The organism is Gilliamella sp. WF3-4, from assembly GCF_001690275.1.
GTDB lineage: Bacteria > Pseudomonadota > Gammaproteobacteria > Enterobacterales > Orbaceae > Gilliamella > Gilliamella apicola_C.
In genome coordinates, this window is record NZ_LZGW01000020.1 from 15,142 (window position 1) to 29,521 (window position 14,380).

Consider the following 14,380-nt stretch of genomic DNA (forward strand, 5'->3'; position numbering starts at 1 on the left):
TGACTTTAATCGTATATCAGAAAGCAAGGATATCAATGGCATTATAAGCGGATATATCAAGCATATTACGAGTTAAAGTTTAATCTAAAGGTAAAAAACGTATTGCCCGACGAAAAGTAGAAAATATATCGGCAAGTAAAATTATCTGCTGTTTACAAATTGGAAAATAGAATTAGAGATTGTTTTTCAGGCTACTAACAACTAATCAAATAGTTTGCTGTAAATAACCAACTCATTGTGTATTAGTTCCGACTTAATCGGACAAAGGGATTGAAAAAGAGAACGTTACCAGTTTTGATATTTAGGTGTCAAATCTACAATCAAAACAACAAGAGGTAACGCTCATGCTTCATACTAACAGTCAAATCATAAAACATAAAGTAGGCTTATTAAATTTAGCTGAAGAACTTCAAAACGTGTCTAGAGCTTGTAAAGTGATGGGAGTATCATACGTTTTATCGTTATAAAGAACTCGTTGAAGAAGGTGGTTTAGGCTCTTTAATATCAAAGAGCAGACGGACACCAAATCTCAAAAATCGCGTTGATGCCCCAATGGAACAAGCCGTTATTCGTTATGCTATTGACTATCCTGCTCATGGTCAGCATAGAACAAGCAATGAGCTTCGTAAGCAAGGTGTTTTTATTTCAGGAAGTGGCACGCGTTCTGTTTGGTTAAGACATAATATTGAGAATTTCAAAAAACGCTTACATGCTTTAGAAGAAAAAGCGGCTCAGAAGGTATTGAACTCAATGATAGCCAAATAGCTGCATTAGAAAAGAAAAAACACGATGATGAAACTTGTGGCGAAATAGAAACCGCTCATCGAGGTTATCTTGGCTCTCAAAATATGGTTTATGTTGGTAATTTAAAGGGTGTCCGTCGGATTTATCAACAGACTTTTGTTGATACTTATTCTAAGGTTGCGCATTGTAAATTGTATGTGACCAAAACGCCAATTACAGCAGCCGATTTACTCAATGACAAGGTCTTACCATTTTATAATGCCCATCATTTGCCAATGCGTCGAATATTAACCGATAGAGGAACGGCGTTGGCACTATTGCAAAGCATGATTATCAACTTTATCTGGCGATTAATGATATTGACCATACTAAGACAAAAGCTATGTCGCCACAAACGAATGGGATCTGCGAACGTTTTCATAAAACTATTTTACATGAGTTTTATATGGTGACATTTCGTAAAAAGCGCTATTCAGATTTAGAAACACTCCAAACAGATCTGGACAATTGGCTGCATTATTACAATAATGAACGAACTCATCAGGAAAAATGTGCTGTGGTCGAACACCAATGAAAACATTGCTTGATGGAAAACGGATCTGGGAAGAAAAAAATCTGAACCAGATTTAACCTGACAGACACCCAATAAAAACTGGTAACTGTCAGATTAGGTTTGAGCTAGTACACGCCATAATCATAAAGATTGTAACCTAAATTTAAAGCACCTGCTAATTTAGTTTTATTCATTGAGTCGAAAATACCGTCTTTCACTATACCACATATATAATGTAAAGTATCTTCAATGTCGTTCACTTTTAAAGTAGTATCACCCAAATGCCCGCCTAAATAAAATCCATTTGCCTCAGTGTAAGCACAATTTGCATTTTTTCATATCCCGAGTTATAAGTTATGAAACATGCTTATAAAGTATAACATATTTAGAATCCCATTAATTATAGTATTATATATACTTTACTAAGTAACTTAGCTTCAATTATTTTTTGTGAAGAAAAATAGAAAAATATCTAATAACTATGAACTAAAACAAATGAATATATTTTTCTATTGATAAGAAATCTCTATGAATAAATATAATTGGCAAGAAGTAAAAGAGACTATCAGCAGGCTACAAAAATTAGGTAATTGGCTCCTCCAACAGGACTTGAACCTGTGACATACGGATTAACAGTCCGCCGTTCTACCGACTGAACTATGGAGGAACACTTAACGGGTGAAATATTAACGATCTATGGCGATTATGTCAATATCTAAAACACTAAACACAACCGACTGCTCAGCTTGTAAACAAATAAAGTGATTGCTGTGCTAAAATAGTAAGAAAATAACATATCGGGTAGAATAAAATTTATGAAAAAAATATTTGTGTTTTTTGTGGTGCTAATGATGGAAGCCACTTTGAATATCGTACACAAGCAGAACTGTTAGGTAAAACTTTAGCTGAACAAAATCGACGTCTAATTTATGGCGGTGGCAATAAAGGCTTAATGGGGGTGATTGCCAATGCAGTATTAGAGCATGGCGGCGAGGTCATCGGTATTATTCCGAAACGTTTAGTCGAAGCTGAAACTGCTCATCATGGTATTACACGTTTGGAAATAGTTGATAATATGCATCAACGCAAGGCAAGACTTGCAGAGCTTGCTGATAGCTTTATTGCCATGCCAGGCGGAACAGGCACACTAGAAGAAATTTTTGAGGTGTGGACAGCAATGCAAATCGGTTATCATGAAAAACCCGTTGCATTGTTTGATGTAATGGGATTCTGGCAACCCATGCTTAATTTTTTACAGCATGCTGTGGATGAAGGCTTTATTCGAGATAGTTTTTATCAAACATTAATTGTTTCGGAAAATTCGCAATCTTTACTACAAAAAATAGATAACTTTATTGCCAAAGATTTACAACGTTGGGTTAAAAAATAATTTATTCACAATAAAAAACGCCATCAGATGATGGCGCTTTTATTTATATAATTAGATATTAGGCCGTAGCTGTCGTTTCAGTTTGCTCTGGTTGTTTAATAAATGCATATGCCACGCCAGCAATCACAGCACCAACAACAATAGATAACAAATAACCACCAACTGGCTTAACCACACCTGGAATAGCTAAAGCAAATAATCCACCATGAGGTGTCATTAATGTTGAACCAAAGGCTAATGCCATACCACCTGTAATTGCTCCCCCAATGATACAACATGGGATAACACGTAATGGATCGCGCGCAGCAAATGGAATTGCGCCTTCTGATATAAAGCATAAACCTAATACCAAAGACGCCTTACCACTTTCTTGTTCAGCTTTAGCAAACTTCTTGCTAGCAATTAGAGTTGCTATCCCCATCGCTAAAGGAGGAACCATACCGCCTGCCATAACGGCTGCCATTGGCGCATAAACTTGAGAGGAAATTAGACCAGTACCAAATGCATAAGCAACTTTATTAATTGGTCCACCCATATCAGTACACATCATACCACCTAAAACTGCCCCTAAAATAACTGCATTTGCTGTACCCATTGAATTTAACCATTCCGTTACAATTTTCATTATCCATGAGATTGGTGTACCCACAATATACAGCATCACAAGACCAGTAATTAATGTTGCAAATAGAGGCACAATTAAGATTGGTTTTAATGCTTCTAAAGTGTTCGGTAATGGTAAATACTTTGTAATTGAGTGTGCAAGGTAACCAGCAAAGTAACCAATAATGATACCACCTAAAAATCCTGCACCGGTCGAGACTGCTAGTAATCCACCGACAAGCCCTGGAGCAAGCCCGGGTCTATCAGCAATGGAATAAGCAATATACCCCGAAAGCAGTGGCACCATAAGTGAGAAAGCAAGCCCTCCAATTTGTGCTAAGTGTGGTTCACCAATTAACTTTTGCACGCCATCGACCATTTCAAATGAACCAAAGGCAAATGAAAGTGCAATAATTAGACCACCTGCAACTACCATTGGTAACATATAAGATACGCCAGTTAATAGATGTTGATAAACGCCTTTTTTCTCATTGCTTGATTTAGCTGTTGAAGCGCTTGTTGTCGGTTGATAAACTGTTGCTTCTTCAAATGCTTTATCAAATTCTTGGGCGGTCTTTTTAAGTGCTGGACCAGTTTTAGTACGATATAGTTTTTTGCCAGTAAACTTACTTAAATCAACATCAATATCACAAGCAGCAATTACCACATCAGCAGAAGCAACCTCTTCTGGTGTTAATTCATTGCCGACACCAACCGAACCACGAGTTTCGACTTTACACCACCAACCGCGTTTTTTTGCTTCTTCTTCAATAGCTTCAGCTGCCATAAAAGTATGTGCAACCCCTGTTGGGCAAGCGGTAACAGCCACAATACGTTTTACGCCTGTATTATTATTTGCTGTAGGAGCAGCTTCTGTTGGTTGTTGATAAACCGTTGCTTTACTTGGTGCGTCGGTTAAAATTTGTTTTGGATCAGCAAAAATTTGATTTAAATCATTAACAACATAAACTTTTTTGCCAACAACAGATATATCACTGATAGCTCCAGATCCAACTCCAATCACCACATCAGCAGATGTTGCACTATCAACCACATTTAAATTTAATACATGCGCAGCTAAAGCCAATTCAGCTTTAGCTAAACGTCCATTAACTGGCCCTGTATTATTACCTTCTATAATATATATATTCATGAATACTCCTATTCAGAAATTATTTCAATTTTTTCTATCATATTGGTTACAGCTTGACGATCAGATATACCAACCCCTGCTTGTTCAACTGATAAAGCGGCAACGCTTGATGCAAATACTAAAGTATCTTTGATTGATAGGCTAGTCATCAAGCCATACATTATTCCAGCAACCATTGAATCCCCTGCACCAACAGTGCTAACAACTTGGCATTTAGGTGGCTTTGCTAACCATGCTTCATTTTGAGTTACCCATAAAGCGCCTTTGCTTCCTAGTGAGATAACCACATTTTCAATGCCGTCATTAACTAGCTCCATCGCTGCTTCTTTGACATCTTCTAATGTGGGTAATTTACGCCCTACCCACATTTCTAACTCTTTGTCGTTTGGTTTTATTAACCATGGTTTGGCTTTTAATCCCGCGACTAATGCATCTCGGCTACTATCGAATACAATTTTGGGGCAAATTGCCTTAACCTGCTCCATCCAATTTGTAAATTTATCAAGTGGGACACCTGTTGGTAAGCTACCACTGATAGCAACCAAATCAATATCTTTTAGCCATTCAAGAGAGTTGTTGACAAAACTTTGCCAATCTTGTTCAGTAATAGTAAAGCCTGAAAAGTTTAAATCTGTCACTTCACTATTTTCTTCAGTCAATTTAACATTGATACGTGTACGACCTTCAACAGTTTGAAATTGGTCTACCACACTTAATGATTGAAATAATAAATTAAAGCCAACGCGGTTATCTTTACCTAAAAAACCACCAACTGTTAATTTTACATCTAGATCGGATAACACTTTCGCAACATTAATGCCTTTACCCGCAGCAAGTAATGCATTTGTTTGCACTAAGTTCACATCGCCAAGTTCAACTTTTGGGCAAAACCCTAAAAGATCATAAGCGGGGTTTAATGTTATGGTTGCAACACGACAAATCATTAATTTATCTCCTCACCCAAACCGCTTTCAATTGCTTTTCCAATGGCATCAAGTGCTTGCTCTGCATCATCTCCCACAGCGGTAAATCGTAATCGGCTCCCTTTTTTGGCACCAAGTGCAACAATTTTCATTAAGCTGGTTGCACTCACTGGCTCACCTTTACCATCTAAATTAGCAACAGTCACTTTACTGCTAAATTCTTTGACTAATTTGACTAGCACAGAAGACGGACGAGTATGTAAACCATTTTCGTTTGGAACAACAAATTCACGGCTTAACCCTTCGCTTGACGGAGTAGAAACAGGTATCGGATCTTTTTCAGCATCTACAGCTTGAGATGCAGATGATGCTTTAGTTGGGTCAAGTAACTGCATTAACTGCTCTGCATTTGCCGTTAACAATTGCTCTAATTGTTGATTAAATGCTAAGGTCGCAATTTGGTTGATTGTCGCTGAAACAGAATCATCAATAGCTGACATTGTAATAAGCAATTTAACTGGCTGACCATCTTCGTTTAGATCACTGATCGTACGGCTTATTACAATGCCGTTTTTTAGATTACCTTCGGCACTGTCACTGAGCCAAACGCCATGACCTAAATAGTTTGGTTTATTATCTAAGGCATGAGTAATAAAACGCGTATTTACAGCTTGTTGTTGTTTTAATCGTGATGCGTTTAACGCTTGTAAAGTAGCTAAACTATCTACAGGTATATCTAATAATAGTGATGATGAATTAATGGCAAAATGGCTATCTTCTACGCTTGTTTTGCCTGTTAAAATAGCTATTGCTTCATCCGTTGTTTTAATATTTTTAATTCGCTCTTCAACACCATCTGCACCAAGTACATGAGTTAATTGACGAAGTAGTTCTAAGTGCTCATCAGAACTTGCAGCAATACCAATTGCAAGATAGGCTTTTTCACCATCATCACCCCATTCAACACCATTTGGAAAACAAAATACTTGCACGCCTGTTTTTTTTACCAAATGACGAGTTTTTGTTGTACCATGCGGGATCGCAAGGCCAATACCTAGGTACGTTGCGGCTTGTGTTTCGCGCTCAAGCATTCCATCAACATAACCTTCTTCAACAAATCCTGCATTAGTTAAGGCGGCAGCAACTTTTTTTATCGCTTCAGTTTTATTGGTTGCTTGTTCATTTAAATGGATGTTTTCTTTAACTAAATGAAACATATAATAAATCCCTCTGGGTTAAAATGTTGGGTCAACTAAAATGACTCAGCAAATATGAATCCTATAATTAATAATTTTATTGAATCGTTTCAGCAATAATGAATAGAAAAGAGCAAATTATCAAATAAATTATTTCTATTAATAAATAATATGTGATCTAGATCTTATTTTTGGCTAAAAATTCAAAGCTTATTATATAATAAATAGTTATTTTTATTTATCGTTAATGCAAATTCTACTTAAACTTCCTCGATAAATTAAACGCCGAGGAATAACAGTTGTTCCCGATTCGTAGCTTTTTTTATGTAAGCTATCTAGTAATAATTTTATCGTCACTTCCGACACTTCTTTATGGTCTTGTGAAAGAGAAATAACTTTACATGGTAAAAAATCAAGCAATTCATTATCACCAAAAGTTGCAATAGTTAGGTTATCAGGTAAGTGGCCGAATTTTTTTAAAATTGAATCTATAGCACCTTGTAATAATGAAAAAGAAGTTGTGAAAATACCATCTGGAATATCATGGGTTTCAAGCCAATAGCTAAAAGCCACTTCAGCGTCATGGCGACTATAATTATGCGCACACAAAAAATCAACCTGATTAAAACGATCTGAAGCAACCTCTTTAAAACCTTCCATACGAAGTTGACTCACCGATAAATTAGGTAAGGCGCCGATATAAGCAACAGCTCCTGTAACAAATCGACTAAATGTACAAGCTAACGTTTTAGCATCTTGTTTATCGGCACCTACAATATTTCTAAATGTAGCAGTTGATAATATTCTATCTAATGCAAATAGGGGGATTACAGAGTTTTGCCAATCATCATAAAAGGCATAATCTTGTTCAGAAACAAAAGAGGAAGAAACAACCAAAGCATCAACTCGGCGTTGTTGAAGGTGCTTAACGCATTCTTTTTCGATTTGTGGATTATCTTCAGAACATGACAATAATAATTGATATCCTTCCTTTCTTACCAATTGCTCTAAATAATTGGCGATGCGGGTATAACTGTTGTTTTCTAAGTCAGGAATAATAATACCAATAGTTCGTGTTTTACCTGCTCTAAGGCCTGCTGCAACAACATTAGGTTGGTAATTATACTCTTTTACCACCGACATAACTTTTTCAATTGTTTTGTCACTAACCCGATATGTTTTGGCTTTACCATTCACCACATAACTAGCTGTAGTTCGTGAAACACCAGCTAAAAACGCTATTTCTTCTAATTTCATAACTTTATCTCAGCATAAGTATAGTAGCCAATAAAATATGGGTCACAATAAACTGTTACCCCCTAATGAGTGCTATAGTTTGCTTGAAAATTATTAAATTAAACACTGTTTTCTTACCCAAAAAAGAAAAATTTAACCAATATCTATATTCTGCTTATAGCTATTAGCTTAATAATTAGTAATAAACAGCAATATTCTGGTTTTTGATATTTTCTATGTTAACGGGAGTATCAAATATATCTTCTAAAATTTTTGAACTCATGATCTGTTTGGGAGCTCCTTGATAAATTAATTTGCCGTTTTTCATCGCTAAAATATAGTCTGAATACACCGACGCAAAGTTAATATCGTGAATAACAATCACAATAGTTTTACCTAGCTCATCTGCTGCTCGGCGTAATTGCTTCATCATGGCTACCGCATGTTTCATATCAAGATTATTAAGAGGTTCATCAAGTAATACATATTCAGTATCTTGGCACAGCACCATGGCAACATAAGCTCGTTGCCGTTGCCCACCAGATAATTCATCTAAAAAGCGATCTTTATATTCAGTAAGATTTAAAAAATCAAGTGCCCGATGTATATGATTATAATCATCGGCATTTAATCGCCCTTTGTTATAGGGATAACGCCCAAATCCAACTAATTCAAAAACAGTTAATCTACTGGTGAAGCGGTTTTCTTGCCTTAATACTGATAAATAGGTAGCTAGTTTATCGCTGGGTGTGTTAACAACATCCATATTTTGAATTTTAACTTGCCCTTCATCGGCTAATAAAAGTCGACTTATAATTGATAGTAACGTTGACTTACCTGCCCCATTTGGACCAATGATAGCAGTAATGCCACCTTGTGTAATTGTCGCATTAACATTTTGCAATACAGGTATTGTTTGATAATTTTTACAAACATTCTCAATTTTTATCACTTTTGAACCTTTTTCAATAATAAGAAGATAAACAAAGAACCACCAATAAATTCAATGACAATAGATAATGCTCCAACCATATTTAACACTCGCTCTAAAAACATTTGTCCACCAACTAGAAAAACAACGCCTAATAAAAAAGCGGTAGGAAGTAAAAAACGATGCTGGCTAGAGCCACTAACGCTATAAGCTAAATTAGCAATTAAAAGACCTAAGAAAGTAAATGGACCCACTAAAGCCGTTGATATCGATACCAAAATCGAGACAAGCAATAAAACAACCGTGATACTTTTATGGTAATTAATCCCAAGATTTATTGCATTATCGCGTCCCAGCGCAAGCACATCAAATTTAAATCGCATTCGCCATAAAACGACACCAATAATTGTGGCAACCACTAATGAAAAGATGACCAACACTGGCTCTGCACGTGTAAATGTCGCAAAAATACGACTTTGTAACACAGCAAATTCAGTTGGTGTCATTAGTCGCTGTAATAGATTAGAAAAACTACGGAATAATGTGCCTAAAATGATACCAATTAATAATACTAAATGTAAATTTTGCTTGAGTTTAGTAAACAAACCTCGATACAAAAATAGAGAAAATAAGATTAATAAAAGTGATTCAAATACAAATTTTCCAATAATACCAATATAGGGAATAGCTTGTGAATCAATAAAAAAGATGACAATGGTTTGAATTAATACAAAAAGCGATTCAAATCCCATAATAGATGGGGTTAATATTCGATTGTTGGTGACGGTTTGAAAAAGTAATGTTGATGTTGCTGCCGAAAAAGCAACTACTATCATAGTGAGCACAATCCATGAACGATGCTTCAAAATATAGTTAATATTACCTTTAAGACCAAAGGTCATAAAACAAGTTACGCAAATTAGTGCAATAATAAACAACAGAAAAACTCTTTTTTGGCACAACTTATGACGTTTTTGGCTAACTAACATGGCGTTTTCGACTCAATAATATTAAAAAAATAATAGCGCCAATTACGCCAAGAATCACACTAACAGGGATCTCAAATGGATAGCGAATAACACGCCCAATAATATCACACACTAAAACTAAACCACTACCAAACAAGCAGATCCACGGAATAGTTTTACGAACATTGTCACCCAATAATAAACTAACAATATTTGGCACAATCAATCCTAAAAATGGTAAAACACCCACTACGACAACGACAATACCACCAATTAATGCAATAACAATAAGCCCAATTAACATAACACGACGATAATTAAGCCCTACATTGATCGAAAAATCACGCCCCAATCCTGCTACCGTAAATTGATCTGCGCTCCAACATGCGAGTAACGTCAATCCACCAACTAGCCACAATAGTTCATAACGACCTTGCAAAATTCCTGAAAAATCACCCGATTCCCAACCACCAAGTGATTGTAATAAATCAAAATACATGGCAAAAAACGTAGTAATTGCACTAATAACCGCCCCTAACATGATACCAATCAGGGGAACCATTAAAGCTGATTTAAAAATTATTTTTCGAGAAATTGCCATGAAAATCATTGTACCAATCATAGCAAACAAACTAGCAACGACCATTTTAGCCATAACACTTGCGCCAGGCGCTAAAACCATCATAACTAATAAACCAAGGCTAGCTGATTGCGTTGTACCAACCAACGACGGTTCAACAAATCGATTTTGTGTTAACAGTTGCATAATTAAACCTGCAACACTCATCGCGCTTCCCGCTAATAATAAAGCGACAGTTCTTGGCACACGGCTGACAAAAAAAATCTCGCGCATATGGCTATCAGACCACAGCTCAAACAGTGTCACATGCCCTGCGCCAATAAATAAGCTTATTGCAGTCATTATGAATAAAATGAAAATGCCTGCAATAAAATAAAACGATTTAATCATATCTCACATCAATTCGTTGATGTTTTTTGTAAAGCTTCGCTAATTTGATCCATTAAACGACTATAAGTCTGAATACCGCCTGCAATATACATTGAAGTTGAATCTAAATAGATAATTTGTTTATTTTGCCATGCAGCTGTTTTTTGAATTAAGTCGTTGTTTAGTACTTGCTGTGCTGATTGTGCTTCTTTATTACCGATTGCATTATCTCTATCTAACACAAACAACCATTGTGGGTTAACACTTAGGATAAATTCTGAGGTCACGGCATTACCATGATAACCAGCTTCTTGGAACGTAGTTGCTGGTTGAAAACCAAGTATATCGAACACAAAACCAAAACGAGATTTTGGACCATAAGCCGACATTTTACCACCATTAACCATAATCACCAATGCGCTGCCTGCCGCGCTTGTCTTTGGTTTTAGCTGTTCAATTTTTTGATTAAAATCATTAATAAGTTTTTTAGCTTCGTTTTGTTTATTAAAAATAGTGCCTAATTGCTCTGTTCTTTGGGTTAAACTACCTAAAAAGTCTTTCGGATCAATATCTAAAGAAAGTGTTGGAGCAATATCATTCAATTTTTTATAAGCATCAGTTGCACGACCACCAGCAATAATAACATCAGGTTGAATTGAGCTTAATACCTCATAATTTGGTTCAAATAAGGTTCCAACATTAGTATAGGCTTTATCGCTATATTTAGATAAGAAATCTGGTAAATGTACATCAGATTGAGGAACAGCCGAGACAGGAATATTCAAAGCATCAATAATATCAAGTGTTGCAATATTAAAAACAACAACTTTTTTCGGATTTTCAGGAATATCTGTTTTACCTTGCACATGTTCAACAGTAATCGTATTTGCTGGTGTTTGCGGTTCTTTTTTATTGTCACACCCAACTAAAACAAGTAATGCGGTAAGTAAAACTAAAAATTTCACTTTAATATATGAATACATTATAACTCCTAATTATCAGCCTAAATAAAAAACTATAAAACGATGATTATAATAATTATCATTTACATCATGATTGTAACCAAAAAATAGGCAGGGTTCAATGAACTTTATATATTTAACAAAGCAATATATTATTAGAGGCAGATGAAATAAATACGAAAGGGTAAATAGACTAAACAGCTATCGATTTATTCGATAGCATAATTCATGTTAATAGTTAGAAAACTTTATTGGGATCACGCGATAAATCTTTAAGTTTTCGAGTTAATGTATTTCGCCCCCAGCCTAAGAGATAAGCGGCATCTTGTTTATGACCACGGGTAAAATTGAGTGCACTTTTTAATAAGATGTATTCAACATCATTTATTGCCTCCGTCAAAATGCCATTTTTACCCTCTATCAAAGCTTGCTTTGCCCATTGTGCTAATAATACTTTCCAATCTGCTTCTTGCTGAGAAGAGTCATTTTCGGACAAAGCCATTGTTTCATTTGTAATGATAGTTTTGGTAGCAGATAACGGCAATAACTCTGGTGGTAAATCTTGAACTAAAACCTCTTGATTTGAAGACATTACCGTCACCCAACGACAAGCATTTTCAAGCTGACGCACATTGCCTGGCCAATTAAACCTACATAAAACACCTAATGCCTCAGGGCTAAATACTTTACTTTCTACACCTAATTCTTTAGCTGTTGTATGTAAAAAATGATCAGCAAGCTTTGGAATATCTTGCGCTCTATCACGCAATGGCGGGAGCAAAATGCGAATCACATTTAAACGGTGGAATAAGTCATCTCTAAATTTACCTTCTCTTACTCTTGCTTCTAAATTTTGATGGGTTGCAGCAATAATTCGAACGTCCACTTTTACAGGTGAATAACCACCAATACGATAAAACTGCCCATCTGCAAGCACCCTTAATAGTCTAGTTTGAACATCAAGTGGCATATCGCCAATTTCATCTAAAAATAAAGTACCGCCATTAGCTTGCTCAAAACGCCCATGTCTAATTTGAGTTGCCCCTGTAAATGCCCCTTTTTCATGGCCAAAAAGCTCAGCTTCAATCAAATCTTTAGGGATTGCTGCCATATTTAACGCAATAAAAGGTGATTGAGAACGGGGACTATGAGTATGTAATGCCTTAGCAACCAACTCTTTACCTGTTCCTGATTCACCATTAATTAACACACTAATAGATGATTTAGATAATCGCCCAATAATGCGAAACACTTCTTGCATGGAAGGGGCTTCACCAATAATACCTGCTGATGCTTTCGCAGGCGTATTATTACTGTTTTTGTTGCTCTGAGTTTGTAAAATAGCCCGCTCAACAAGTTGAATCGCTTCGTCCACATCAAAAGGTTTTGGGATATAATCATAAGCACCTTTTTGATAAGCATTAACTGCAGCATCAAGATCAGAATGTGCTGTCATAATAATAACAGGTAAATTTGGCATTTGCTCTTTTACATGATGGAGCAATGTTAAACCATCAAGCCCCGGCATTTTAATGTCGGAGATTAATACAGCAGGTTTTTGCTCATGTGTATCTAATGCCTCAATAACTTCTTGGCCACTGGCAAAGCTAACACAGTTAAAATGTGCATTCGTTAATGCTTTTTCTAATACCCAGCGAATAGAACTATCATCGTCGACAATCCAAACATTCATTTTAATTTACCTCACTGCCTAATTGGCAAATAGATAGAAAATTCTGTATGCCCCGGCCAACTATTAAATTCAATTTTACCATGATGTTGATCAACAATATTATGCGCAATAGAAAGACCAATGCCTGTCCCACCTTCATAGCCACTCACCATAGGATAAAATAAGGTATCTTGGATATGAATAGGAACTCCTGGTCCGTTATCTTCAATATCAATACGAGCACAAAGCCGATAGCGCTGACCATGTAAGGTAACCTGAAAAGCTGTTCGTGTCCTAATGATAATTTTGCCAACTTTAGAACCAATAGCTTGTAAAGCATTACGAACAATATTCAAAATCACCTGCTCGATCTGTTCCGAATCATGAATTAAATCGGGTAAGCTTGGATCATAATCACGCAGAATTTCAATATTGATCGGTTTTTCCAAACAGAGTAAAGCATAAATACGTTCTATTGCTTGATGGATATTTTGTTCTTTTTGTTGCAATCGTTGTTGTGGGCCTAATAATCTGTCTACAAGCTTTTTTAATCTATCAGCTTGTTCAATAATAACTTTTGTATAATCTTGCAATTCATTTTTGGGTAGCTCTCGTGATAATAATTGAGCTGCACCTCGAAGTCCACCTAGTGGGTTTTTGATTTCATGAGCAAGGCCTCGAACTAATTCACGAGCAGCACTCTGCTGGGCTTGTTGCAACTGTTCTTGGCTAAGGCGTTTGTGGTTATTTAAAGGAGCCATTTCAATTAAAATTCGAGCACCACCCAATAGTTGAGCTGTCAATGATAAAATATGTAATTCATTATTAATCACTAAATTGACTTCGTTGTCTGTAAAACCTTGATTTTGAGCTAATGCACTTAGCATTAAATCAATATCTAAAGAGAAATAACCAATTAAATCGGTCAGGTGGCTTCCTAATATTTTTTTAGAACTTTGAGCTAATAATTGCTGTGCAGCCGTATTGGCATAGAGAATATTAAGTTTTGTATCGAGTAATAAAATACTTGTAATCATCGAATCAAGAACAAGATTAGCGTCAGGTTCACTATCAAATATCATCGTTGGATTCCCGTCCTG

11 protein-coding genes, 1 tRNA gene and 1 pseudogene are annotated in these 14,380 nt (G+C 36.0%); 2 read left to right on the forward strand and 11 right to left on the reverse strand.

All coding sequences use genetic code 11. The features are described 5' to 3' along the window. Positions 1 to 344: 344 nt before the first annotated feature. A pseudogene (locus A9G47_RS05005) lies at positions 345 to 1,374 on the forward strand (IS481 family transposase). 514 nt (positions 1,375 to 1,888) lie between these two features. Here the strand turns inward: A9G47_RS05005 and A9G47_RS05010 are convergent. Then, positions 1,889 to 1,964: transfer RNA gene (locus A9G47_RS05010), tRNA-Asn, on the reverse strand. Positions 1,965 to 2,108: 144 nt separating this feature from the next. Between A9G47_RS05010 and A9G47_RS05015 the strand changes: the two genes are divergently transcribed. Then, a complete protein-coding gene (locus A9G47_RS05015; protein WP_065642340.1) occupies positions 2,109 to 2,687 on the forward strand; it encodes a TIGR00730 family Rossman fold protein in 579 nt (192 codons plus the stop codon). Between the two features lie 58 nt (positions 2,688 to 2,745). Here A9G47_RS05015 and fruA read toward each other — a convergent pair whose 3' ends face one another. The 10 genes from fruA to glnL form a co-directional block, all read right to left on the reverse strand. Beyond that, positions 2,746 to 4,443 (reverse strand): PTS fructose transporter subunit IIBC, encoded by a 1,698-nt coding sequence (gene fruA, locus A9G47_RS05020; protein ID WP_065566357.1) that lies wholly within the window; start codon positions 4,441 to 4,443, stop codon positions 2,746 to 2,748. Between the two features lie 8 nt (positions 4,444 to 4,451). Next, positions 4,452 to 5,387: a 1-phosphofructokinase gene (gene fruK, locus A9G47_RS05025; protein WP_065642341.1), complete on the reverse strand. Its 936-nt coding sequence runs from the start codon at positions 5,385 to 5,387 to the stop codon at positions 4,452 to 4,454. Beyond that, entirely contained in the window at positions 5,387 to 6,583 is a 1,197-nt protein-coding gene (gene fruB, locus A9G47_RS05030; RefSeq protein ID WP_065642342.1) for a fused PTS fructose transporter subunit IIA/HPr protein, read from the reverse strand. Before fruB ends, fruK begins: the two co-directional genes overlap by 1 nt. 213 nt (positions 6,584 to 6,796) lie before the next feature. Then, the gene (gene cra / locus A9G47_RS05035) at positions 6,797 to 7,819 is read right to left on the reverse strand and encodes a catabolite repressor/activator (protein ID WP_065642343.1); all 1,023 of its coding nucleotides are present in this window, start codon (positions 7,817 to 7,819) and stop codon (positions 6,797 to 6,799) included. Between the two features lie 175 nt (positions 7,820 to 7,994). Next, positions 7,995 to 8,750 (reverse strand): iron ABC transporter ATP-binding protein, encoded by a 756-nt coding sequence (locus tag A9G47_RS05040; RefSeq protein ID WP_065642344.1) that lies wholly within the window; start codon positions 8,748 to 8,750, stop codon positions 7,995 to 7,997. After that, entirely contained in the window at positions 8,747 to 9,718 is a 972-nt protein-coding gene (locus tag A9G47_RS05045; RefSeq protein ID WP_065580691.1) for an iron chelate uptake ABC transporter family permease subunit, read from the reverse strand. The genes A9G47_RS05040 and A9G47_RS05045 overlap by 4 nt, the downstream gene beginning before the upstream one ends. Further along, positions 9,708 to 10,664 carry an ABC transporter permease gene (locus A9G47_RS05050; protein WP_065566376.1) on the reverse strand — a complete coding sequence of 319 codons (957 nt, stop codon included), beginning with the start codon at positions 10,662 to 10,664 and terminating at the stop codon, positions 9,708 to 9,710. Before A9G47_RS05050 ends, A9G47_RS05045 begins: the two co-directional genes overlap by 11 nt. A gap of 11 nt (positions 10,665 to 10,675) precedes the next feature. Next, complete coding sequence (locus tag A9G47_RS05055; protein WP_141674816.1) at positions 10,676 to 11,629, reverse strand: siderophore ABC transporter substrate-binding protein; 954 nt, start codon at positions 11,627 to 11,629, stop codon at positions 10,676 to 10,678. A gap of 217 nt (positions 11,630 to 11,846) precedes the next feature. Then, complete coding sequence (gene glnG / locus A9G47_RS05060) at positions 11,847 to 13,301, reverse strand: nitrogen regulation protein NR(I) (RefSeq protein WP_065642345.1); 1,455 nt, start codon at positions 13,299 to 13,301, stop codon at positions 11,847 to 11,849. A gap of 11 nt (positions 13,302 to 13,312) precedes the next feature. Next, positions 13,313 to 14,362, reverse strand: a complete 1,050-nt coding sequence (gene glnL, locus A9G47_RS05065) for a nitrogen regulation protein NR(II) (RefSeq protein WP_065642346.1) — start codon at positions 14,360 to 14,362, stop codon at positions 13,313 to 13,315. Positions 14,363 to 14,380: the final 18 nt, after the last annotated feature.